Source organism: Rhodococcus sp. H29-C3 (genome assembly GCF_030063405.1).
Classification (GTDB): domain Bacteria; phylum Actinomycetota; class Actinomycetes; order Mycobacteriales; family Mycobacteriaceae; genus Rhodococcoides.
The window spans coordinates 811,282-832,331 of sequence record NZ_JASITC010000001.1 but is presented as its reverse complement, the minus strand read 5'-3'; the positions used below and the strand labels follow the sequence as shown (position 1 = coordinate 832,331).

Here is a 21,050-nt window from a genome sequence, read left to right as displayed (position 1 = left end):
CCACGAGACGAAAACCACAGTGGAACAAGTCGATACCCGAGATCGGCCGAACAATCACGCCCACACCCCACCCGATACCACGCAACACGATTCAGACCGAGCGAGTCAGCGCATCGGTGCATTCAGGATAAAAGCGCAACTGAAATTCCTGGCATCGCGCCGAGGCCCGCGGGCACACGCACAGTTGATCGGCGGGGAGGTCAGCTTGCTGGCTCCCGACGACCATGCTGCAGCGCTGCAGATCATGCGAGACTACGGACGCGAGCCGATGTCGTTCACACATGGGGACTTCGACTACGAGTATCTGCAGGCCGTCGTCCTGGATGCCGACGGCAACGCCAGATTCGGCCGAGTCTCCTTTGCGGCGCACTTCGACAAGTTGATGCGTGGACGAAGCGGAATCCCGCGCCCGCGAACGGAAGCCGAGCTCACACCCTATCGTCATCGGTTCGCGGAGATGTTCACCCGCTTGAAAAGCGAACACGGCATTGCGTCGTACCTCGCACACAACATGACCGTCACCCCCGACAACATCGACGAGGTCGCGGATGTCGTCGGCGACGTGGTGGACATGGGCGGTTACTCGATGGTTTCTTTCCAGCCCGCGGCATTCGTCGGCGACGAGCGACGATGGCACGGCGACTACCGCGAGATCGACATCGATACGGTCTGGGAGCAGATCGAACTCGGCGTGGGACAACCGATTTCGTTCTCGGCGATACAGTTCGGTGATCCGCGTTGTAACCGAACAGCTTTGGGATTCATGGTCGGTCGTCGGTGGTATCCGTTTCTCGAGGTGATGTCGAAGGTCGAGGAGCGTGCCCGCGAAGAATTCTTCACCCATCTGGGCGGTGTGAACTTCGGCGGCTCCGGTCCGCTTACCTTGGTTCTGAAATTGCTACGGGTGCTGGTGGGTTATCCGTATGGTGTTGTCGTGGCGGTGAAGTGGGCTGCGAGCGTACTGCGTCGATGCGGCGGCCCTCGAACGCTTTTTGTGGCATTGCTCCGCAAAGAAGTGCGCCCGATGACGTTCGTCGTGCATCGCTTCATGGATGCCGAGAATGTGGCTCCTGCATGGACGTTGATGCAGTCTGGTGTGGCAGCCACCGATCCCGTGATGCTCGAAACGCAGGAGCGGCTGGCAGCGTGCACCTATTCGATGGCGCATCCCGAGACCGGTGAACTGGTGCCGGCGTGTGTACAACATTCGGTGCTCGATCCGGGGGAGAACCAGGAACTGCGCCGCCTGCTTCCCTTGACGGTGGCACGTCCGCCCGGATGCTGTGGCTGAGGATCAGCGGAAGACCACAGCCCTCGCCTCGGGCGGAATCTCCAATGAAATTTCCTCGCCCACCCGCGTCGTCGCTCCCGCGGGTATTTCTACCTTGACGGTGACCCCGCCGATTCTCACATCCGCGATGCTGCGGAATCCGATCGGCCGTAGGGCCGACACCACACCCTGAACCTCGGAAGTGTCGACCACACGGATCATTTCGTGGCGGAGCAACAAAACGGCCCGACCGTCACCGAAGGCGACATCGACCTCGAAATCCCCGATCGCGGAATGGTGAACTCCACTTTCCAGGTGCCCGTCGATCTCGTTGATCCCGCCCATGAGCCGGTTGACGGCCAGTGTGCTGGGTCGGGTGTAGGCGGATGTGACATCGGAATGGTGCTGCAGTTCTCCGTCGATGAGTACGGCTACCGAATCGGCCAGTGCCGCAGCTTCTTGTTGATCGTGAGTGACGAGTACGAGCGTTTGGTCGAGTTCGGTGCGAATCTCCCGAACGAGGTCGTGCATCTCCGTCCGCAGGAGGGGATCGAGCGCGCTGAAAGGCTCGTCGAGGAGCAGCACCCGCGGTGAACCGGCGAGGGATCTGGCCAACGCCACTCGTTGTGCTTGACCGCCAGAGATCTCGGATACCGATCGATCACCGATGTCGCCGAGATGAACCAGATCGAGATATCGACGTGCGTGCTCGCGGGCGTGGCGTCGGGTCTGGCCTGCGGCACGGTAGGCGAAACCGATGTTGTCGACGACGGACATATGCGGAAAGAGCATCGGGCGTTGAAACACCATCCCGACGCCACGTTCCTCGGCCGGGATCTCGGTGATGTCGGCACCATCGATGCAGACGGTTCCCGCCGATGGCTTATCGAGGCCGGCGATCAACCGCAGTGCGGTGCTCTTCCCAGAACCGGACGGGCCGAGTATCACCGTGCACGAACCTGGACGAACAGTCAGATTCAGCGATGTCAGCGCCGAATTCTTCTGACCCGAATGAACTTTGGTGAGTCCGTGAACCGATAGCTCGACACTCATCGGGCAGCCCGCCTTCCGAGTCGCGAAAGTAGAATGACGAGCACCAGAGGGGGCAGCACGGCTGCGATCGACAGGGCCGCCACGACGGCGTCGTTTCCGGTGCCCGCAGCGAACGAGGCCACCAATATCGGCACCGTCACCAGCCTGCCGCCGCCGACCAGCAACGTGATCACGTAATCGCTCCATCCCACGAGAAAGGCCAGCAGAGCGGCGCCGGACAAGGCTGGTGCCAACAACGGAATCCTTATCTGTCGCAGGACCATCGACTTCGAGGCACCCAGCAATCTCGCTTCCTCTTCGTACCCGGGGTCGTAGGCACCGAACGCCACCCGCATCAAGTATGTGGTGTAAGGGATCGCTGCCACGGTGAGCAGCACGACCACGGCCAGGGTGCTCGGAATTCGCGCGCGCAGTATCAACACATTCAATCCCAGCGCCACCGCGAAGGGCGGCAGTGCCAGAGGAGCGAACAGTATTGCCGCGACAATGCCAGGGAAATGCACATTCCCCCGTGCGAGGGCCCGGGCCGCGAATGCTCCCAACGGCGTTGCGACCGCGGCGACAGTCAGGGCGAGACTCGTAGACCTCACGAAGGCTTCTATCCCGCCGGACGCGACGGCACTGCGCACTCCGTCTACTCCCCATTCCTGCGGCAGCACAGCGGGAAAAGACCACTGATTGCTCACCGCCCACACAGCTACCGGGATGAGGGGTAGTACGAACCAGACAACCAGAAGTGCCCGTCCCGCAGGCCGCACCGCCGTCATTTCCAGATCGCCGATCTACGGAGATAGTTGAGCGCCACCGCGGCCACGACAATGGCCAGTGCGGCGGCGACCATCGCTGCGGCCGCAGCTTGGGGACGGGCAGCGAGGTCGATGGAGGTGAACAATCGAATTGCCATGACGGACAATGGTTCCGGATACGGGCGACCGAGGATTCGTGCTACTTCGTAGGATCCGACGATATACGTGAAGGTAATCGCCGCCGACGCCGTCAACGCGGGACGCACCAACGGCAGAGTGACCAGATGAAAACGAGCCCATCTTCCCGCCCCGAGCGTCGCAGCAGTCTCGTCGAATCCTGCCACCCGAGTTGCCAAGGTGCCGGCCACGACGATGGCGACGAATGCCGATTCCTTCCAAGCGTATTCGAGTGCAACGGCAATCCACCAGCGCCCACCGACCAGCTCCGGCCATCCGCCATCGGTAAGCCCGAAGATGCGCGGGAGTAGTCCCGAGTCGGCGAGCAGCAAACCCATGGCGGCCGCACCGATCAGATGGGGTACGGCCAACGTCAGCGCCGCGGCGGCCAACGCCGTTCGGTGTCCGGACAGCACCGTCAATGCCGCTGCAAGACCGATAAGCGTAGCCAGCAAAGTTGAGATCGACGCGACGACGAGAGTGAGCACTATAGAACGCCAGAGATCGCCGCCGAGAGCAGAGTAGGCATCGAGTGACAGTGCGGGTTGTCCTACCAGCGGCATCAGTCCGACACTCTGCAACAGGGCCGCCCCGAGGCCACCGCCGACCACCAGCACGACCAGAATAAGCGCTGGAAGCACCCAGAGGGTGCTGCGTACCTTTCGTTCGCTCATCGCCCCGCGAGAACGGATCGCCGCCACCCCTCGTCCAGTGGGGTGACCCACTCTGCGGCCAGTTCGGGATGAGCGTTGGCCGAGAGCTCCTCGTACGGCGGTAGGACCGGGGATGACGGGAGCGCCTCGAACTGCGCCCTGACTTCCGGTGTCAGACGCGAGGCATCGAGCACAGTGAACTGGCCCCATACATCTGGTTCGGACTTGGCGAGCTGCTGCTCCGGCGATAACGCGATGTTCGCCACGACCTGCGCTGCCGCGGACTGCCCCGACGTCGACGGGATCGCCAGGAAGCTCGCATTGCCGACGGTGCCCTCATCGAGGGTCAGGATGCGCGTCTCGGGGGGATAGGTGCCGTCGGCGACAAGTTGTGGCAGCGTCGCGGGCCCGTAGGTCATGGTCATGTCCACCTGCCCGCCGGCATACAAGTCGTCGAGTTCGCTGGATGACTGCGGATACGTGGTGCCCTCGCGCCAGAGCGACGGTGCAAGGGTGTTCAGCCGATCGAACACGGCCGGCGCGAGAGAATCGTAGGTGTCCTGATCGAACTGGGTAGGGACCTTCTCGACGCCGCCGGACTCGTTCACCAGTGCCTCGCGGACGAATACCGAACCGGTGAAATCCGGCGGCGCGGGATAAGTGAAGCGGCCGGGGTTGGCCTCGGCCCATTCGAACACTTCGTCCAAAGTACGGGGCGGGTCAGCTATTGCCGCCGAGTTGTAGACGAGCGTGAACTGCGCCTTGTGCCAGGGTGCTTCGCAATTGTCCACCGGAGTGCCGAAATCGCTGCTCAGCAGCGGATCCTCGGGGTCCGTGTACTCCATGTTCGGTAGATTCTGCGTCCAATCGCAGAGCCATGCGCCCGCTTGCTGACCGGTCCCGAAATTTGCGCCGTTGACCCACACCAGGTCGACCTCGCCGTCGGTGACACCTGCTTGCCGCTCGGAGAGAATCCGGTTGACGGCGTCGGTGGTGGACTCGACGGGCACACGCCGCAGCGTGACACCCGCGGCTGCGGCGGCGGGGCTGAGAACGTTGTCGACGTACGTATTGCCCTGTTCGTCACCGCCGTACATCCACAGTGAGACTGTTTTCCCCTGCGCTTGCTGTTCGATCTCGCTCCACGACAGTTCCTCGGCGATCGGAGCGTCGGATGACGGGGCTGCGCACGAGGACAGGATCAACCCCGCGCTCGCGGCAACCATCAGGGCCTCGAACGCGTACTTTCTCGGTCGACGGGGATGAGATCGAGAAAACAACGTGGGCCTCCTGGTCCGAGGATGCAGACAAAGTCGACGCTGCCTGATCTACGGTAATCGGTCGAATCCGGTGATAGGGGAACACACTGGGGTAGTCGAGGACTTCCCGTCGTAGAAGAACTGTTTTTGTGTCGAGCACGAGAGGTACCCATTGTGAAGCAGGACCCCCGGCAGGCACGTCGCCGCACTACCGTGATCAAGCTGGCAGCTGCTGCCGTCTTGATCGCGGTGGTCGTCATCGTGGCCGTGAATGTGGACCTTCCGGACCCGGAGTCGATACGAACGTTGGTCTCGGACGCGGGTGTGTGGGGAATCGTTGCGTTCGTCGTTCTGTACGTCGTGCTGTCGGCGACGCCGTTCCCCGCCAGCGCACTCACGATTGCTTCCGGATTGCTCTTCGGGCTGGCGGTGGGTGCGACGGTGGTGGTCGTGGCTGCCACCGGGGGTGCCTATTTAGGTTATTGGGCGGCGCGTGCGCTCGGCCGTGGATCGGTCGAGCGCACGGAGTGGGGCAAGCTCCGCAGGCTGGACGACATGCTCGGTCGACGCGGTTTGATGTCGGTGTTCATCGTCCGCTTGATCCCACTGTTCCCATTTTCTGTGGTCAACTACGCGGCGGGCATCAGCGCCGTGGGACAGCGCGAATACTTACTGGGCACGGCGGCTGGCATCATTCCGGCCACTGTCGGCTTCACCGCACTCGGGGCGTACGGAACCTCTCCGCTGTCCTGGCCGTTCGCCGCTGCCCTGGTTGCCGTCCTCGTGATCGGCGTCGGGTCGTCGTTGGCTGCCAAACGTCTCGGCCTGAAGAGCGACCCAGGATCGAACGGCTCACATCTCGACGACATCGCGGCCCCATGATCGACAGCTATCTGCGTCGCAAGCTCGAGGGGCCGTTGGATCGGTGTGCACGAATCCTCGACATCAGCCAGGTCACCCCGGACCGAATCACCGCGGTCGGTCTGCTGCTGGGTCTGGGCAGCGCATTAGCCGCGGGGCTGCAGTTCTGGCTGCTCGCGTTGGCGCTGTGGATCCTCTCACGCCTTGCCGACGGACTCGACGGACCACTGGCTCGTAGACGGATCCGCGGTGGCGGCCCCACTTCCGGGGCGGGCGGGTTCTTCGACATCACAGCGGATTTCACCGTCTACGGGACCACGGTCGTGGGCGTCGCGATCGGTGCATCGGCCGGTTCAGACGCCCCGTGGTGGCCGTTTCTACTGGTGTTGCTGGCCTACTACATCAACGGCACAGCATTTCTTGCGTTCTCCTCCATCGCTGAAAGAACGGGCAGAACACTCGACGACGGCCGCTCGCTGTCATTTCTGGGCGGGTTGGCCGAAGGAGCAGAAACGATTGCCGTGCACAGTCTCTGGTTGTTGTTTCCCGAAGTGTCGTGGCAGATCGCAACGGTATGGGCGGCGGTGGTAGGAGTCGGTTCGGGTCAACGCATCATTGCCGGCTACCGCGCTCTCTCCTGACGATCCACCTACCTCGGGCTTTCGCGAGGATGTTCAGCGCGCGAGATACGACGGGAGTGCTCAACTGCGAACGGACGTCGCCGACCGCAGCGTTCCACGGCCCGTCGTTGTACGTCGGATAGGGGTGGGTGGCACCGGCGAGATCGCGAGTGCGCAGGCCCTGCTTGACGGCGAGAATCAGTTCGCCGATGGTTTCGCCCGCCCGTGGCCCCACCACGCTGGCACCGACGATGCGGCGCTTGCCGTCGAGTACCAGCGTCGTGAAGCCGGTGGTTTTGCCCTCGGTGACCGCGCGATCGACGTCGTCGTGCTCGAGTGTCTGCAATCGCAACCCGGGAATACGCTTCGCTGTGCGCACATCGATTCCAGCAGAGGCGATTTCCGGATCGGTGAACGTGACGCGCGGAGTGCCGGTCTTGTCGGTCTTTCGTAGTACACCGAGTACGGCATTGCTCGCCGCGAGGCTGCCGTGCATCCCCGCCACGTGAGTGAACTGTGGGTGACCGGTCAGATCTCCGGCAGCCCAGATGCGGGGATTGGTGGTGCGCAGATGATCGTCGACCACGACGTAACCGTGTTCTTCGAGTGACACTCCGGCCAATTCGAGGCCCAGGGCAACGGTCCTCGGTGTACGTCCGGTCGCGACGAGGACTTTGTCGAAAGTACACGCGAGGCCGGTGTCGGTGATGGCTTCCCCGTCGTCGATTCGGGTGACCGTCGTAGAGGTCAGAATGCGCACTCCCTCGTCGGTGAGCGCTGCGGACAGTACTGCCGATGCCGAGGCGTCCTCCCTCGGAAGAATGGTCTCGGCCCGACCGACGAGGGTGACAGCCGAACCGAGTCGGGCAAAGGCCTGAGCCATTTCGCAACCGACGGTGCCGGCCCCGATGATGAGTAATCGTTCCGGCAGCGACGTCAGGGACCACAGTGTCTCGCTGGTGAGGTAGTCCGTCGTGTCCAACCCTGAAATCGGCGGTACGGATGGACTGGCACCGGTGGTGATGATGGCTTGGCCGAAACGCAAGGACCCCGATCCGACGGCGACGGTGCCTGGTCCGGTGAACACGGCATCACCGGCGACGACGGTCACCCCCGCTTCGGTGAGCGCTTCCGGAGAATCGATCGGGGCGATCTCGGCGATGGCGTGCTGAACGCGCGCCATGACACGGGGAAAGTCCACGCGCGGCTCGCCTGCGTCGATCCCGAAGCTGCGCGCGTCCCGGATCGTGGCGGCTGTCGATGCCGCCGCCAGTAGCGCCTTGGACGGCACACACCCGGTCCACAGGCAGTCACCGCCGGGCCGCTCCCGTTCGATCAGTACGACTCGCACGCCGAATCCAGCAGCAGTCTTGGCTGCAACGATGCCTGCTGTACCGCCACCCACCACGACGACATCGGCTTCGGTCGGTATCGAACTCATGTCATGTCACCTCTGGTAAGTCGATCCACGAATTTTCGAGCATGCTCGACGCTCTTCTCGTCGGGCACCGTCCTTACCGTCCACCTGGACAACGCCGTATCGATCTGACGGAACTCGCCCTCGGCGGCCCGGCATCTGGCGCACACGGCAAGGTGTGCCTCGATCCTGCGCACCTCGGTGGGATCGAGCCGGCCCGACGGGTCGGCGTCGAGATAACGCTGCAATCGTCGAGCCGACCAATGGCAGGTGAGCATCATCCGCGCGGTCTTCATCATGGCTTTGCCTTTCCGGTGGCAGCGGCGAATGTGGGACGTAGCCTGCGTCGAACCCGATCACGGGCGCGGCTCAATCGGGACATCACCGTTCCGACCGGGACGTCCAGAACGTTGGCGGCCTCGGCGTAGGTGAGTTGATCGACGTCGATCAGTAACAGAACCGTCCGGAATTTCGGATCCAGCGACCCGACAGCCCGCTCGAGGTCGTCGGACAAGATGGATGTCATGACTCTCTCCTCGGTTCCGAGTTCCTCGACGCCGAACGCAGGCCGGGTGGACAAGTAGTCGCCGAGCTCGGCGAATGTGTCCGGCCGCTGCCGTCGGTGCATGTTCATGTTGGTGTTGCGCAGAATGGTCAGCAACCACGCTCGAGGGTGGCGCCCGTCGAAGCTATCGACGCTGCGCCACGCACGTATGAGCGTCTCCTGCACGAGGTCCTCGGCTTGCGAGGGCCCAGTCAGGGTGGCGGCAACGCGCAAGAGCACCTCGATCTCCGGTTCGACGTACAGACGAAAATTACGTGCCTGAGCGTCGTTGATGGCGTCGGATTCGATTTCGGGCACAGCTATGGAACCCTTCGAGTGTCCTGCGGTGTTCCCATAGCGACAGAGTGTGCCCTGAAGGCCTCGACGAAATGGACAGACCGATGAAGAAGCCGACGCCGTACACAATTTCGGCGCGCATGTACGACGTCATTTCTTTCGAGTGGCCGATCTACCGCGCAGGTCGCACGGCGGCAATCGATCTGATGGCCCTTCCAGCGGGCAGTCATGTCCTCGACGTCGGCTGCGGAACCGGCCTCAACTTCGCCTCGCTGCAGCGCCGGATCGGGCCGGCAGGTTCGATCACCGGAGTCGATGCCAGCCCGCAGATGCTCGAGCAGGCCAGACGCCGCGCTACCTCTGCTGGGTGGGAGAACGTCACCCTCATCTCAGCGGACGCCACCGAACTCGACTCGGTGGACCTGGGAGATCACGTTCCCTTCGACGCGGCTCTCAGTACCTACGCGTTGTCGCTGATGGCGCAGTGGCAGATCGCGCTCGATGCGATGATCGGCGCTACCCGGGCAGGGGGAGTCGTGGCAGTGGTAGATATGCAGAAACCTGTCGGACGCGCAGAATTATGGACACCGCTTGCGCGCCTGGCATGCCGACTCGGTGGATCCGACATCGACGCTCACCCCTGGGCTGCAATGCCCACTCGACTCGACACGGTGCAGTCAGCATCGGTACGCGGTGGTCACATCCAGGTTCGCGTCGGGTCGGTCCCCTCGGTGTGACCCCGCCGGTAGTCATTTCTTCTGACGTCGGCTACCGGCGTGCCAGTCTTGCTGCGTACCGACTTCGTCCTCCGCTACACCCAGAGCCTTCAGTTGTGGAAGCTCACGCATGCTGCGCTTCATTTCGGCGAACCCTGGGAAGCGTGCGAGGCCGATCACGTTGTCCCACAGAGGTACTGCATCTTCGTCACTGGGTAGTCTGCTGATCACCGGGCCGAAGAATGCAACTCCGTCCGGAGGCTCGAAGGCAATGATCGGTGTGCCGACGTCCTTGCCGGTCAGCGAGAGCGCAAGGTCGGTTTCGGCACGAATTTCCTCGTCCAACGAGGAATCATCCAGTGCGCCGGTGTGCCGAGTCGGCAAGCCCAGTTGTTCGAGGATCGGTGCCAGGAATGCCGCGGTGCCGCGATAACCGTGGCTCGCAGCGTCGTCGGGCACCACATCGGTATCGAAAATTTGCGTACCGAGGGCGGCATACAGTGGCCCGATCGCAGCGGGCCCGTGCTCGCGACGAATGTCTGCGGCGGCCCTGAGCAGTCGTAGACCTGCGGTGTGGCCGGCCTCGTACTCAGGTGGAAAGTGGGACGCGTAGTCGATGTGAGAATTGAGCAGGCGCAGGGAGATGAATCGCCAGTCGACCGTGTAATCACGCTGCGCCTGCACCTTACGAACCCATTTGCTGGTCATCCATGCGAAAGGGCACACCGGATCGAAATAGAAGTCGATATCGGACATCGAGGGACGCTCCTTGCCAGTCGGAATTTCCGTGTGCACGACGGTATACGCAGGGGCGCACTTCGTACCTCCGCACAGACGGTCAATTCTCCCCCAATAACTCCGCTCGCTGCTCGATTACCACCGCGCGGATCGCGTCGACTACTGCAGATACCTCGGGCCGCCGCAGCGATTCCTGCCGGGTGACGAGCCAGTAGGACAGTCGTGTGGCGACGGTGTCGTCCAGAATCCTGACGAGGTCCCCGTGCCGATCTGCCATGAAGCACGGCAGCAGGCCGATGCCCGCCGATGCCCGGGTGGCTTCGACGTGTACGAAAACGTTGGTCGAGGAGACCGATTCACGCATGGTCGGGGTGAAGTTGGGCGCGAGATCGAGGTCGTCGACCTGGAGCATCGAGTCGATGAAATACACCAGCGGATGGTCGGCGAGGTCGTCGACGGTACCCGGTGTTCCGTGATCCACAAGGTAATCCCTCGACGCGTAGAGGCCGAGACGGTAATCGCCGAGCCTGATGGCCTGCGCGCGATGCAACTGCGGTTCACCGACGACGATCTCGATATCCAAACCGGACCGCTGCTGGGACGCGCGACGAGTGACCGCGACGATTTCTACCGCCACTTTCGGGTGCTGGCGCTGCACGCGAGCGGCTGCTGGAGCTGCGATGTATGCGCTGAATCCGTCGGTCGCCGAGAGTCGGACGACGCCTTCGATGTGTCCAGATTCATCCCCGCTTTCGAGTGATCTCATCGCCGCTTCGACACCCTCGGCCGCGCGGAGAGCACCGCGTCCCAGCTCGGTGAGTTCCCACCCTCCGCCTGCCCGGATGAGAACGCGGCCGCCGAGGCCGGCTTCGAGTGTCGCGATTCTCCTCGAGATGGTGGTGTGGTTGACGCCCAGTTCGTTGGCTGCGGAGCTGAACCTCCCGCTGCGCTCCACAGCGAGCAGCACTAAGAGGTCGTCTGCGCTGGGGCCGGGCTGATCGCGTGCCATATCTGCATTTTTGCAGACTGGGCCTGCAGTCTTGGCCATTGTCTGCACACCGATCTGCATCAATACTCAGTAGCAGCGATTCACTGTGTACCCCGTCACACTTTTCGGTACGACGGTTTTCGATCACACAAGGAGATGAACATGAGCGTTGTCGATCGGACACAACCCGGCGGTCCAGACCCGGACGCAGCCCCGACCGGGCTCAAGAAGGTCGTTGCCGCGTCGATGGCAGGCACGATCGTCGAGTGGTACGAGTTTTTCCTCTACGGCACTGCAGCGACGCTGGTGTTCTCGAAGATCTTCTTCGCAGCCGGCACCAGCGAACTCGATGCCATCCTCGCTGCATTCGTCACCTACGCCGTCGGATTCGTGGCTCGCCCACTCGGCGGTATCGTCTTCGGTCACTACGGGGACAAGTACGGCCGAAAGAAGTTACTGCAGTTCAGTCTAGTGCTCGTCGGCGGTGCGACGTTCCTCATGGGTTGCCTCCCGACCTTCAACCAGATCGGCTACTGGGCCCCCGCGCTTCTCGTGCTGCTTCGATTCATCCAGGGCTTCGCAGTCGGTGGCGAATGGGGTGGCGCAGTTCTGCTTGTGGCAGAACACAGTCCGAACAAGAGTCGCGGATTCTGGGCCAGCTGGCCACAGGCCGGGGTACCCGCCGGAAACCTTCTCGCCACCGTCGTGCTTCTCGTCCTGACCACAACGCTGTCCGACGCAGCCTTCCTCAGCTGGGGCTGGCGTGTCGCGTTCTGGCTCTCCGCCGTCATCGTGTTCGTGGGCTACTACATCCGCACCAAGGTCACCGATGCCCCGATCTTCCTAGAGGCACAGAAGCAGGCCGAGGTCATCAAGGCCGCGTCGTACGGCGTCTTCGAGGTCGTAAAGCGTTACCCGCGTGGCGTTCTCACCGCGATGGGTCTTCGGTTCGGCGAAAACGTCATGTACTACCTCGTCGTCACGTTCACCATCACCTACCTCAAAGTCGAGGTCGGCACCGACACCCAGACGATCCTGTGGTGGATGCTCGCAGCTCATGCCGTCCACTTCGCCGTCATTCCGCTGGTAGGACGTCTAGCCGACCGAATCGGTCGACGGCCGGTCTACCTGTTCGGTGCACTGACCGCCGGCACGTGGGGTTTCTTCGCATTCCCGATGTTCAACAGCGGGCACAACGCCGTCATCATGCTCGCCATCATCATCGGCCTGGTCTTCCACGCCTTCATGTACGCCACGCAGCCGGCAATCATGGCCGAAATGTTCCCGACGCGTATGCGTTACTCCGGTGTCTCCCTCGGCTATCAGGTCACCTCGATCGTCGCCGGCTCATTGGCGCCGATCATCGCAGTGTTCTTGCTGAACAGGTACGGATCCTCGGTCCCGATTGCGTGGTACCTGGCCGGTGCGTGCACCATCACGCTGGTTGCGGTCATCGCTGCCCGTGAGACAAAGGGGCTTGCGCTGGAGTCCATCGATATCGCAGACGCCAAAAACCTTGCAACCGAGGCAGAACTGGCCAAAGCAGGACTGAAGTGACGGACCTGACCGGACGGTCTGCGCTCGTCACCGGTGGGGCAGGCGGCATCGGTGCAGCGTGTGCCCGAATGCTCGCCGATCGGGGCGCGAGAGTCACCATTGCCGACGTCGACGAAGTCGCGGCGAAGGAGCTGGCTTCGGAACTGCACGGGGAGTCGTGGGCGGTGGACCTATCGGACGTCGCGGCTCTGGAGAACCTCACTCTCGACACCGACATCCTGATCAACAACGCCGGCATACAGACCGTCTCGGCGATAGTCGATTTCGATCCAACAGCATTTCGCCGGATCCAGACGCTGATGGTCGAAGCGCCCTTCCTTCTCGTCCGAGCCGCGTTGCCGCACATGTACTCTCGCGGTTTCGGCCGAATCGTGAACATTTCCTCTGTGCACGGCCTACGTGCCTCTGCATTCAAAGTTGCCTACGTCACGGCCAAACACGGGCTCGAAGGACTGTCGAAAGTCACCGCGCTCGAAGGTGGCCCGCATGGAGTGACAAGCAACTGCGTCAATCCGGGCTACGTCCGAACCCCATTGGTCGAGAAACAAGTCACCGATCAGGCTGCCGCGCATGGCATTCCGGAAGAAGAGGTGCTCCAACAGGTCATGCTGGCCGAGAGCGCGATCAAACGGCTCGTCGAACCGTCGGAAGTTGCCTCGTTGGTCGGATGGCTGACGTCCGCGGACGCGGGCATGGTCACCGGGGCGTCCTACGCCATGGATGGCGGGTGGTCGGCGAAGTAGTTCGCCCTCGCCCCCGCCGGCCTGCGTTCGCCCCGCCGGCTGGTGTTCACCACCACCGCCGGCTTGAATGGACCCCTCTAGCTATCTGATCGTATGAAGGGTTCATTCAAGCGATGGGTGAGGCGCTTTCAGACCTCCCGACCCAACTGGGCGAGCACCTTTCTCTGGCGATCGGCCGACTCCGGCACCTCGACGGCCGGACCACACACTCCCTCCATTCGAATGTTGTCGCCAATCTGCTCGATGAACGCTTCGACGAAGTCGAGGTCCTGGTCGGCGATGGTTGCGTCGACGCCCGTCGGGTGCGCGATGTCCCACGCGTGAACGATCAAGTCCAGGCTGTAGAACGACCCGATCGACGACGCTAGATCGGTTTTCCCGAAATGTCCGTCGTACTCTAGGTTCGCGCGGGCAGGGTCGTCGAGAATGTCCTGCATGCTCTCGCGGGTGTGGGCCCAGGCGGCGGCTGGATTGTCGTCGACAGATGGGCCGTCGGGGATGGAGAGGCCGACGGGTTCGAGTGCGCCCTTCTCGGTCTCGATGAGGTGTTTCACGACGTCGCGGATGCTCCATCCCGCACAGGTGGAGGCGATGCCCCACTTGTCGGGCGGCACTGCCTCGATGCGGCGAGTAAGTATGCCTGCGAGGCGGCGATAGCGGTCGGCGGTCGATTCCGGCGTCGTCATGTGGCCGATTCTCCCAACATTCGCCCTCGTCGGAGATCGAAATCGGATTGCGTAGGAAACGGAGTACGCGGACCTGCACCGATATGAAGAAAGCCCCTGCAACCGAACGGTTGCAGGGGCTTCTCTGCGGAGGATAGGGGATTTGAACCCCTGAGGGCGTTAACCCAACCCGCGTTCCAGGCGAGCGCCATAGGCCACTAGGCGAATCCTCCGTGTGGAAGCGTACCGGATAACCCCCTCCAGATCCCAAACGGCCTCCGGTGAGGGCCACCGAACCGGCACGTCCGCCACTGTGGTTACACTCTTCAATGGATCCCGCGCGGCGCGCATCCTGTGAACTCCCCCAGGGCCGGAAGGCAGCAAGGGTCAACGGGCTCTGCCGGGTGCGCGGGGTCCCCTTTACTTTCAAGGGACCAGATTTCGAGCCCCGACACCGAGAGGGAAGCTCCACATGCCAGCGCAAACCCAAATGGGGTTGATGAGCCATGAGGAGCTCGTCTCCGAGAACGAGCGCCAGTCTGCCAAGTACCAGCAGCTCGAGAACGAGAACCTCGCACTCGACCTCACCAGAGGGAAGCCGTCGCCCGAGCAGCTCGATCTTGCTGCCGGTCTGCTGACGCTTCCCGGTGAGGACTACCGCGACGGCAACGGAACCGACTGCCGCAACTACGGCGGCCTCGCAGGTCTTCCCGAGCTACGAGCAATCTTCGGTGAAATCCTCGGCATTCCGGTGAAGAATCTACTGGCCGGCAACAATGCAAGCCTCGAAATCATGCACGACCTGGTTGTGTGGTCACTGCTGCACGGTCTTCCCGATTCGCCGCGACCTTGGTCGGCCGAGCCCAATATTCGCTTCTTGTGCCCGGCGCCCGGATACGACCGGCACTTCGCAATCGCCGAGAGCTTCGGCATCGACATGATCGCAGTCCCGATGCTTCCCGACGGGCCCGACATCAACGAGATCACCCGGCTCGTCTCGTCGGACCCGCAGATCAAGGGTATGTGGGCGGTTCCGAATTACTCGAACCCCACAGGGGCCGTGTACTCCGAGGAAGTAGTGCGAGCGTTGGCATCCATGCCGACTGCCGCCCCGGACTTCCGTCTGTTCTGGGACAACGCTTACGCAGTGCATCCGCTGGTGGAAGAGTTCGCCCCGTCCCACGACATCCTTGGGTGGGCGGCCGAAGCCGGATACCCGAATCGCCCGTTCGTACTGGCGTCGACGTCGAAGATCACGTTCGCGGGTGCGGGCGTCAGCTTCTTCGGCAGCTCGGACGAGAATCTCGCGTGGTACCAGAAGCATTTGGGTAAGAAGAGCATCGGTCCGGACAAGCTGAATCAGCTTCGACACCTGCGGTTCTTCGGCGACGCCGACGGTGTCCGCGCCCACATGGCCAAGCACCGGGACCTCCTTGCACCGAAGTTTGCGCTCGTCGGTCAGATCCTCGAAGACCGGCTCGGGGCGTCGAAGATCGCGTCGTGGACGGAGCCGAAGGGTGGATACTTCATCTCCGTGGACGTGCTCGAGGGCACCGCGGCCCGCTCGATAGCCCTGGCGAAGAACGCCGGCATCGCGTTGACCGGAGCGGGTTCGGCATTCCCGTACGGGGACGATCCCGAGGACCGAAATATCCGGCTCGCACCGAGCTTCCCGTCCTTGGACGACCTGCAGAAGTCGATGGACGGGGTCGCGACGTGCGTTTTGCTCGCCGCGACCGAAAAGCTCCTCGACAGGTGAATGGAATACGCCCGAGAGGGTGTATTCCATTCAGCTTTGGCGTAGTCGCTCAGTGACCGATTACTACCGCGCCTTCTGGCGCTTCGGCGAGTAGGCCCGGTCGCAACAGGAACCCCGTGACGACCGCGCCCAGCAGGAAGATCCCACTTGCCCACCAGAACGTCGTTGTGTAGCTGGCGAGTTCGGCGTTGGCCTGCAGTAACGCCGGACTCGATGCCGTCGCCACATTGTCTGTGACGTACGTGGCTGCGGCGCTCGCTGCGACGGTACTGAGCAGTGCCGTACCGATCGAGCCGCCGATCTGCTGCATGGTGTTGACCGTGGCGGAGGCGACACCCGAGTCGTCGAGATTCACCCCGGAAATCGCACTCTGAAAGGCCGGAGCCATGGAGGCGCCGAGTCCGAGGCCCATGATGATCAAGCCGGGCAGAATGTGCATCGGGTAGGTGCTGTCCAGTGAAACCTGAGTCAGGAGACTCATTCCGACCCCGGCGATCAGCAGGCCCGTCGGAATCAGTACCCGGGGGCCGAATCGCGGCAGGATCACTCCCGTCGAGACAGTTGCGGTCACTATCAACGCGCCGATCATCGGCATGAATGCGAATCCGGTGGTGATCGGTGTGTAGCCGAGTGTGCTCTGCATGTAATAGGTGAGGAAGAGGAACACCGCGAACATGCCTGCGCCGGTGACGAAGACAGCGAGGAATGACCCGGCGCGTGTCCGGTCGAGGATGATGCGCAGTGGCAGCAGAGGATGCGCGACGCGTCGCTGCAGGACGACGAACACTCCGAGCAATGCTGTACCGATGATGAGGAACGCAAGGGTGACCGTGTTGCCCCAGCCGTCGGATTCTGCGTGTGCGAAACCGTAGACGATGGCGAACAGCGCGGCCGAGACGGTGACTGTTCCCGGAATGTCGAGCTTGGGCCTGGTGGTGACCGCATGCTTGGCCAGCAGGATGAATCCGGCGATAAACGCCACCCCGGCGAAGATCAGGTTGACGTAGAGGCTCCAGCGCCAGGTCGCCCACTCGGTCAGTATGCCGCCGAGCAACAGGCCCAACGCGCCACCGCCACCGGCGATTGCACCGAAGATGCCGAATGCTTTCGCTCGCTCCTTCGGATCCGTGAACGTGGTTGCCAGCAGCGACAGTGCCGCCGGTGCGAGAAGTGCACCGAATACGCCCTGGCCTGCGCGAGCTGCGACGAGCATTCCGAAGTTCACCGATGCGCCCCCGACCGCGGACATGAGCGCGAACCCGACGAGCCCGATGAGGAAGGTGTTGCGACGACCGAACAGATCGCTGAGTCGTCCGCCGAGGAGCAGAAGACTGCCGAAGGCCAGCGCGTATGCGGTGATGATCCAAGAGCGGTTGCTGTTGTCGAAGCCGAGATCGAGCTGGGCCGCCGGCAGCGCGATGTTCACGATGGTCGCGTCCAGCACGACCATGAGCTGAGCCAGGCCGAGGGTGGCGAGAACCAGCCAGCGAACGCGATGTGATTTTGCGTCAGCAGTTTCTTCCGAGGCCGGTGACGTCGATGTCTCGACGCTATCCGAAGACAATGCGGTCATGTTCGTCCTTCTGTCGACTATGCGGAGGTGTACTCTCCGGTTATCGACCAAAGGTAGCAGCTAAGTGGAGGGTAGTCCTCCGCTTATCGGGTGAAACGGACATTCAATGGGTGTGAGAGCCGACACAGGGGCAAAGAAGCCGCTTCGGGCCGACGCGGAACGAAACCGCAAACGCATCGTCGAGGCCGCTCGCGAGCTGTTCGCATTGCGCGGAATCGACATCACTCTCGACGACGTCGCCGATCATGCGAAGGTGGGCGTCGGAACCGTCTATCGGCGCTTCTCGTGCAAAGAAGAGCTCATCGATGGTGTCTTCGAACAACGGCTCGAGGAAATGGTCGTGCTTGCAGAGGAGGCGTTGACCGCCTCCGACCCGTGGGAGGGCCTTGTCGCGTTCCTCGATCGATTGTGTGAAGGGATGACCGCGGACCGGGGTCTCGGTGAGGTCGTACTCGGTACAGACGAGGGCTGCGAGGGGATCGCGCAGGTGCGCGAGCGGCTCGAGCCCTTTGTCGAGAAGATCGTCCTCCGAGCGAAGGCATCGGGCCAGCTTCGCGCCGACGTCGAGGTCAACGATATTTTCCCACTGATCGGCATGGTCTCCGCAGGTGCCGAATTCACCTCTGCGGTGGACTCCGGCAATTGGCGACGCTATTTCACCGTGGTCCTCGACGGGCTCCGATCCGAACCCGGTGCGGCGACCGCTCTACCTGGTCGTGCACTCACCGGGGTCGAGCTCGACTCGGCCAAAGCTGCAATGCATCGCCGTCGCCGCTGATCTGTTTTTTTGTGATTGTTCACAAGGTTCACGCCGGTGCGCGGTGGGTTGAACCATCAGTCTTTCGCCTGTGCTGTACATCACGTATGGTCCGTCACGAGTGTTGCTACTGCCTAGTAATAACGGCGGCGACAGTGGACCTATGGGGGTAATGCATGCGAGCGTCACGGGTAGTCGGACCGGCCGTCGGAGCCGTTCTGCTGGCAGCAACAGCGATGACGCCCTTGGCGTCGGCTCAGCCGCCATCGGGTTCATCGACCGGATCGACGGTGGAGTCCGACTTCTACCTACCTCCGAGCCCGCTGCCCGACGGCGACGCCGGAGACGTCATTCGCTCCGAGCCCTCGAGTTTGGCGATCTCGGTGCCCACCATCGGTGGGACACTCCCCGGCGAGGCAACTCGAATCATGTACCGCAGCAATGACTCCAACGGTGATCCGATCGCAGTGACGGGCACCTACATCGATCCGGCAGCAGACTGGACCGGCCCGGGCCCGCGACCACTCGTGAGTCTCGCGCCTGGTACGCAGGGGCAGGGCGACCAGTGTGCGCCATCGAAGATGTTGAACAACCTCATCACCTACACGCCGCCGTTCGACGCCATGGTGGAGTACGAAGTGCTCGCCGCGTACGCGTTGCTGTCTCGGGGGTATGGCGTCGTCATCACCGACTACGAGGGGCTCGGCACCCCGGGTGCGCACACTTACGTCAACCGCGCTGCCGAAGGATATGCTGTTCTCGATGCTGCTCGGGCGGCGCAGAGTCTTTCCGGCACAAAGATTTCCACCGATGGACCGGTCGGGCTGTACGGCTACTCGCAGGGTGGTGGCGCGGCGGCGTCCGGTGCAGAGCTCGCATCCGAGTACGCGCCCGAACTGAACATCGTCGGAACGTACGCAGGGGCTCCGCCTGCTGATCTGAAGTCGACACTCGAACAGGTGGACGGCACCATCCTCACCGGCGTTATCGGGTACACGCTCAACGGTTTGCTCGAATCCGACCCCGATCTGCGTCAGATCCTCGACGAGAACATCAACGGCGCAGGCCAGGCGATGCTGAAACAGGTCGCGGATCAGTGTGTCGGCGACACGATTCTGACGGTCGGGTTGCATCGCACGCAGGAGTACACCAACACCGGCGAACCGATGTCGGTTGTTCTCGACAGGCTACCCAGGGCCCAAGAGATATTGGCGGCCAACAAGATCGGCGAGCGGACACCGGACGCACCCGTGCTCATCCAGTCCGGCACTTCCGATGACATCGTCCCGCACGGCCAGGCTGTGCAGCTTGCCGCTGACTGGTGCAGTCAGGGCGCTACCGTTCAGCTCAGTAGTGCGCAGGTTCCGGCCATTGTTCCAGGATCTGGTGCAGGACACCTGATTCCGGATCTACTCGGACTCGGCGAAGCGCAGAGCTGGATGAAGGATCGTTTCTACGGAGTCCCGGCGCCGTCGAATTGCTGAGGTGATCATGTACGGTCCGTGCACTGTCAGCGCGGGCCGTACATGATCACGGCGACGCCGAGAAGGCAGAGTACTGCTCCCGTCACGTCCCACCTGTCCGGCTCGAAACCGTCGGCAATCATTCCCCAGGCGAGAGATCCCGCGACGAAGACACCGCCGTACGCGGCGAGGATGCGGCCGAAATTGGCGTCCGGCTGCAGCGTCGCGACAAAGCCGTAAGCACCGAGCGCAACGACACCTGCGCCGACCCAGATCCAACCGCGGTGCTCTTTGACTCCCTGCCACACCAGCCATGCCCCGCCGATCTCCAACACTGCGGCGACGCCGAACAACAGGATGGATTTGAGTACCGTCACGTGTGCACGATTCCATATGTTCACCGAAGTGCCATAGGTTTCCTAAGTGTAGGAGGATCAACACTCGGGTAACAGAGTGAAGTACGTACACAGCGAGGGACGGCGGCGGATGATCATGATCGATCGAGGTCAATCGAGTAAGCCCAACGGAGATAGGTGACCTATGCGTGAGCAGTACAACGTCACGTTGGGGACCCTTGCGGCCGATCTGGCATCGATGTGCGGACTCGCTGAGGCAGCGATGGAGTCGGCTACCCGAGCCCTGCTCACCGCTGATCTCGCGGTCGCCGAACACACCATCTCCGGCAGGGAAGCAATCGACCGAGCCGCAGCCGACTGGGAGCACCAAGCTTTCGGTGTCCTCGCGCTGCAGTCGCCCGTCGCGCTGGACCTGCGGATCATGGTCAGTGGACTTCACATAGTCGCCGATCTCCAACGGATGGGTGGGTTGGCTATCCACGTCGCCGAGCTCGCACGGCGCAGGCACCCGGCGCACGTACTACCGGTCGAGGTGGAGAGAGTGTTCGCCGAGATGGGACGCGTCGCCGTCGAACAGGCGGATTCGACTCGCAAGGTTCTGCTCTCCCGTGACGCGGAATTGGCCGCCGAGCTGCAGACCAAGGATGAAGCGATGGACGAACTCCACCGGAGCTTGTTCACGCTGACGTCGGCACCGGGCTGGCCGCACGGCATTCCTGCTGCAGTCGACATCACGTTGCTCGGCCGATTCTATGAACGGTTCTCCGATCACACTGTCGAGGTTGCCGAGCGGGTCATTTTTCTCGTCACAGGTGAATTTCGGTCCGACGAGACATAG

Annotated in this window: 22 protein-coding genes, 1 tRNA gene and 1 other RNA gene; 11 read left to right on the top strand and 13 right to left on the bottom strand. The window is 62.6% G+C overall.

The features are described 5' to 3' along the window. Positions 1 to 1,291: hypothetical protein (locus tag QMK32_RS04085; protein ID WP_283473117.1), on the top strand; the 1,291-nt coding region annotated here is incomplete at its 5' end. A 3-nt stretch (positions 1,292 to 1,294) separates the two neighbouring features. Here the strand turns inward: QMK32_RS04085 and QMK32_RS04080 are convergent. The 4 genes from QMK32_RS04080 to QMK32_RS04065 are packed head-to-tail and all read right to left on the bottom strand — an operon-like array spanning position 1,295 to position 5,125. Further along, a complete protein-coding gene (locus QMK32_RS04080; protein ID WP_283473115.1) occupies positions 1,295 to 2,323 on the bottom strand; it encodes an ABC transporter ATP-binding protein in 1,029 nt (342 codons plus the stop codon). After that, positions 2,320 to 3,090 (bottom strand): ABC transporter permease, encoded by a 771-nt coding sequence (locus tag QMK32_RS04075; protein ID WP_283473114.1) that lies wholly within the window; start codon positions 3,088 to 3,090, stop codon positions 2,320 to 2,322. The genes QMK32_RS04080 and QMK32_RS04075 overlap by 4 nt, the downstream gene beginning before the upstream one ends. After that, a complete protein-coding gene (locus QMK32_RS04070; RefSeq protein ID WP_283473113.1) occupies positions 3,087 to 3,920 on the bottom strand; it encodes an ABC transporter permease in 834 nt (277 codons plus the stop codon). The genes QMK32_RS04075 and QMK32_RS04070 overlap by 4 nt, the downstream gene beginning before the upstream one ends. After that, the gene (locus QMK32_RS04065; RefSeq protein ID WP_283473112.1) at positions 3,917 to 5,125 is read right to left on the bottom strand and encodes an ABC transporter substrate-binding protein; all 1,209 of its coding nucleotides are present in this window, start codon (positions 5,123 to 5,125) and stop codon (positions 3,917 to 3,919) included. Before QMK32_RS04065 ends, QMK32_RS04070 begins: the two co-directional genes overlap by 4 nt. 207 nt (positions 5,126 to 5,332) lie before the next feature. On the opposite strand from QMK32_RS04065, the gene QMK32_RS04060 reads away from it, so the two are divergent. Both QMK32_RS04060 and QMK32_RS04055 read left to right on the top strand, forming a co-directional pair. Next, positions 5,333 to 6,040, top strand: coding sequence for a TVP38/TMEM64 family protein (locus QMK32_RS04060; RefSeq protein ID WP_283473110.1), 708 nt, complete (start codon positions 5,333 to 5,335; stop codon positions 6,038 to 6,040). Next, complete coding sequence (locus QMK32_RS04055) at positions 6,037 to 6,660, top strand: CDP-alcohol phosphatidyltransferase family protein (RefSeq protein ID WP_283473109.1); 624 nt, start codon at positions 6,037 to 6,039, stop codon at positions 6,658 to 6,660. Before QMK32_RS04060 ends, QMK32_RS04055 begins: the two co-directional genes overlap by 4 nt. Here QMK32_RS04055 and QMK32_RS04050 read toward each other — a convergent pair. From QMK32_RS04050 to QMK32_RS04040, 3 genes are read right to left on the bottom strand one after another with little or no spacing between them, the layout of a single operon-like run. Then, a complete protein-coding gene (locus QMK32_RS04050; protein WP_283473108.1) occupies positions 6,632 to 8,080 on the bottom strand; it encodes a dihydrolipoyl dehydrogenase family protein in 1,449 nt (482 codons plus the stop codon). The two genes, QMK32_RS04055 and QMK32_RS04050, sit on opposite strands and share 29 nt — an antisense overlap. Continuing rightward, positions 8,077 to 8,355 carry a zf-HC2 domain-containing protein gene (locus QMK32_RS04045; RefSeq protein WP_136170760.1) on the bottom strand — a complete coding sequence of 93 codons (279 nt, stop codon included), beginning with the start codon at positions 8,353 to 8,355 and terminating at the stop codon, positions 8,077 to 8,079. The genes QMK32_RS04050 and QMK32_RS04045 overlap by 4 nt, the downstream gene beginning before the upstream one ends. Then, positions 8,352 to 8,918, bottom strand: coding sequence for an RNA polymerase sigma factor (locus QMK32_RS04040; RefSeq protein ID WP_283473106.1), 567 nt, complete (start codon positions 8,916 to 8,918; stop codon positions 8,352 to 8,354). Before QMK32_RS04040 ends, QMK32_RS04045 begins: the two co-directional genes overlap by 4 nt. Positions 8,919 to 9,001: 83 nt before the next feature. On the opposite strand from QMK32_RS04040, the gene QMK32_RS04035 reads away from it, so the two are divergent. Continuing rightward, on the top strand, positions 9,002 to 9,634 hold the full coding sequence (locus QMK32_RS04035) for a class I SAM-dependent methyltransferase (protein ID WP_283473104.1): 633 nt from the start codon (positions 9,002 to 9,004) through the stop codon (positions 9,632 to 9,634). Between the two features lie 12 nt (positions 9,635 to 9,646). Here the strand turns inward: QMK32_RS04035 and QMK32_RS04030 are convergent, their stop codons facing one another. Together QMK32_RS04030 and QMK32_RS04025 are read right to left on the bottom strand one after the other, a co-directional pair. Further along, complete coding sequence (locus tag QMK32_RS04030) at positions 9,647 to 10,369, bottom strand: mycothiol-dependent nitroreductase Rv2466c family protein (protein ID WP_283473103.1); 723 nt, start codon at positions 10,367 to 10,369, stop codon at positions 9,647 to 9,649. A gap of 82 nt (positions 10,370 to 10,451) precedes the next feature. Beyond that, entirely contained in the window at positions 10,452 to 11,360 is a 909-nt protein-coding gene (locus tag QMK32_RS04025; RefSeq protein ID WP_502943516.1) for a LysR family transcriptional regulator, read from the bottom strand. A gap of 141 nt (positions 11,361 to 11,501) precedes the next feature. On the opposite strand from QMK32_RS04025, the gene QMK32_RS04020 reads away from it, so the two are divergent. Both QMK32_RS04020 and QMK32_RS04015 read left to right on the top strand, forming a co-directional pair. Then, positions 11,502 to 12,896 (top strand): MFS transporter, encoded by a 1,395-nt coding sequence (locus QMK32_RS04020; RefSeq protein ID WP_283473100.1) that lies wholly within the window; start codon positions 11,502 to 11,504, stop codon positions 12,894 to 12,896. Then, complete coding sequence (locus QMK32_RS04015) at positions 12,893 to 13,639, top strand: 3-hydroxybutyrate dehydrogenase (RefSeq protein ID WP_283473099.1); 747 nt, start codon at positions 12,893 to 12,895, stop codon at positions 13,637 to 13,639. The genes QMK32_RS04020 and QMK32_RS04015 overlap by 4 nt, the downstream gene beginning before the upstream one ends. Positions 13,640 to 13,767: 128 nt before the next feature. Here QMK32_RS04015 and QMK32_RS04010 read toward each other — a convergent pair whose 3' ends face one another. Together QMK32_RS04010 and QMK32_RS04005 are read right to left on the bottom strand one after the other, a co-directional pair. After that, a complete protein-coding gene (locus QMK32_RS04010; RefSeq protein WP_283473097.1) occupies positions 13,768 to 14,325 on the bottom strand; it encodes a TIGR03086 family metal-binding protein in 558 nt (185 codons plus the stop codon). 127 nt (positions 14,326 to 14,452) lie between these two features. Next, positions 14,453 to 14,537 (bottom strand) — tRNA-Ser (locus tag QMK32_RS04005). A gap of 95 nt (positions 14,538 to 14,632) precedes the next feature. Between QMK32_RS04005 and ffs the strand changes: the two genes are divergently transcribed. Beyond that, positions 14,633 to 14,727, top strand: an RNA gene (gene ffs, locus QMK32_RS04000) — signal recognition particle sRNA small type. A 49-nt stretch (positions 14,728 to 14,776) separates the two neighbouring features. Beyond that, positions 14,777 to 16,063, top strand: coding sequence for an aspartate aminotransferase type Ic (locus QMK32_RS03995; protein ID WP_283473095.1), 1,287 nt, complete (start codon positions 14,777 to 14,779; stop codon positions 16,061 to 16,063). Positions 16,064 to 16,112: 49 nt separating this feature from the next. On the opposite strand, the gene QMK32_RS03990 is transcribed toward QMK32_RS03995, so the two are convergent. Further along, a complete protein-coding gene (locus tag QMK32_RS03990) occupies positions 16,113 to 17,636 on the bottom strand; it encodes an MFS transporter (RefSeq protein ID WP_283473094.1) in 1,524 nt (507 codons plus the stop codon). Between the two features lie 106 nt (positions 17,637 to 17,742). Between QMK32_RS03990 and QMK32_RS03985 the strand changes: the two genes are divergently transcribed. Together QMK32_RS03985 and QMK32_RS03980 are read left to right on the top strand one after the other, a co-directional pair. Next, the gene (locus QMK32_RS03985) at positions 17,743 to 18,414 is read left to right on the top strand and encodes a TetR/AcrR family transcriptional regulator (RefSeq protein WP_283473091.1); all 672 of its coding nucleotides are present in this window, start codon (positions 17,743 to 17,745) and stop codon (positions 18,412 to 18,414) included. A gap of 155 nt (positions 18,415 to 18,569) precedes the next feature. Continuing rightward, complete coding sequence (locus QMK32_RS03980; protein WP_283473090.1) at positions 18,570 to 19,877, top strand: lipase family protein; 1,308 nt, start codon at positions 18,570 to 18,572, stop codon at positions 19,875 to 19,877. A 26-nt stretch (positions 19,878 to 19,903) separates the two neighbouring features. On the opposite strand, the gene QMK32_RS03975 is transcribed toward QMK32_RS03980, so the two are convergent. Beyond that, on the bottom strand, positions 19,904 to 20,233 hold the full coding sequence (locus QMK32_RS03975) for a YnfA family protein (RefSeq protein WP_269302240.1): 330 nt from the start codon (positions 20,231 to 20,233) through the stop codon (positions 19,904 to 19,906). A 163-nt stretch (positions 20,234 to 20,396) separates the two neighbouring features. Between QMK32_RS03975 and phoU the strand changes: the two genes are divergently transcribed. Continuing rightward, positions 20,397 to 21,050 (top strand): phosphate signaling complex protein PhoU, encoded by a 654-nt coding sequence (phoU, locus tag QMK32_RS03970; protein ID WP_283473089.1) that lies wholly within the window; start codon positions 20,397 to 20,399, stop codon positions 21,048 to 21,050.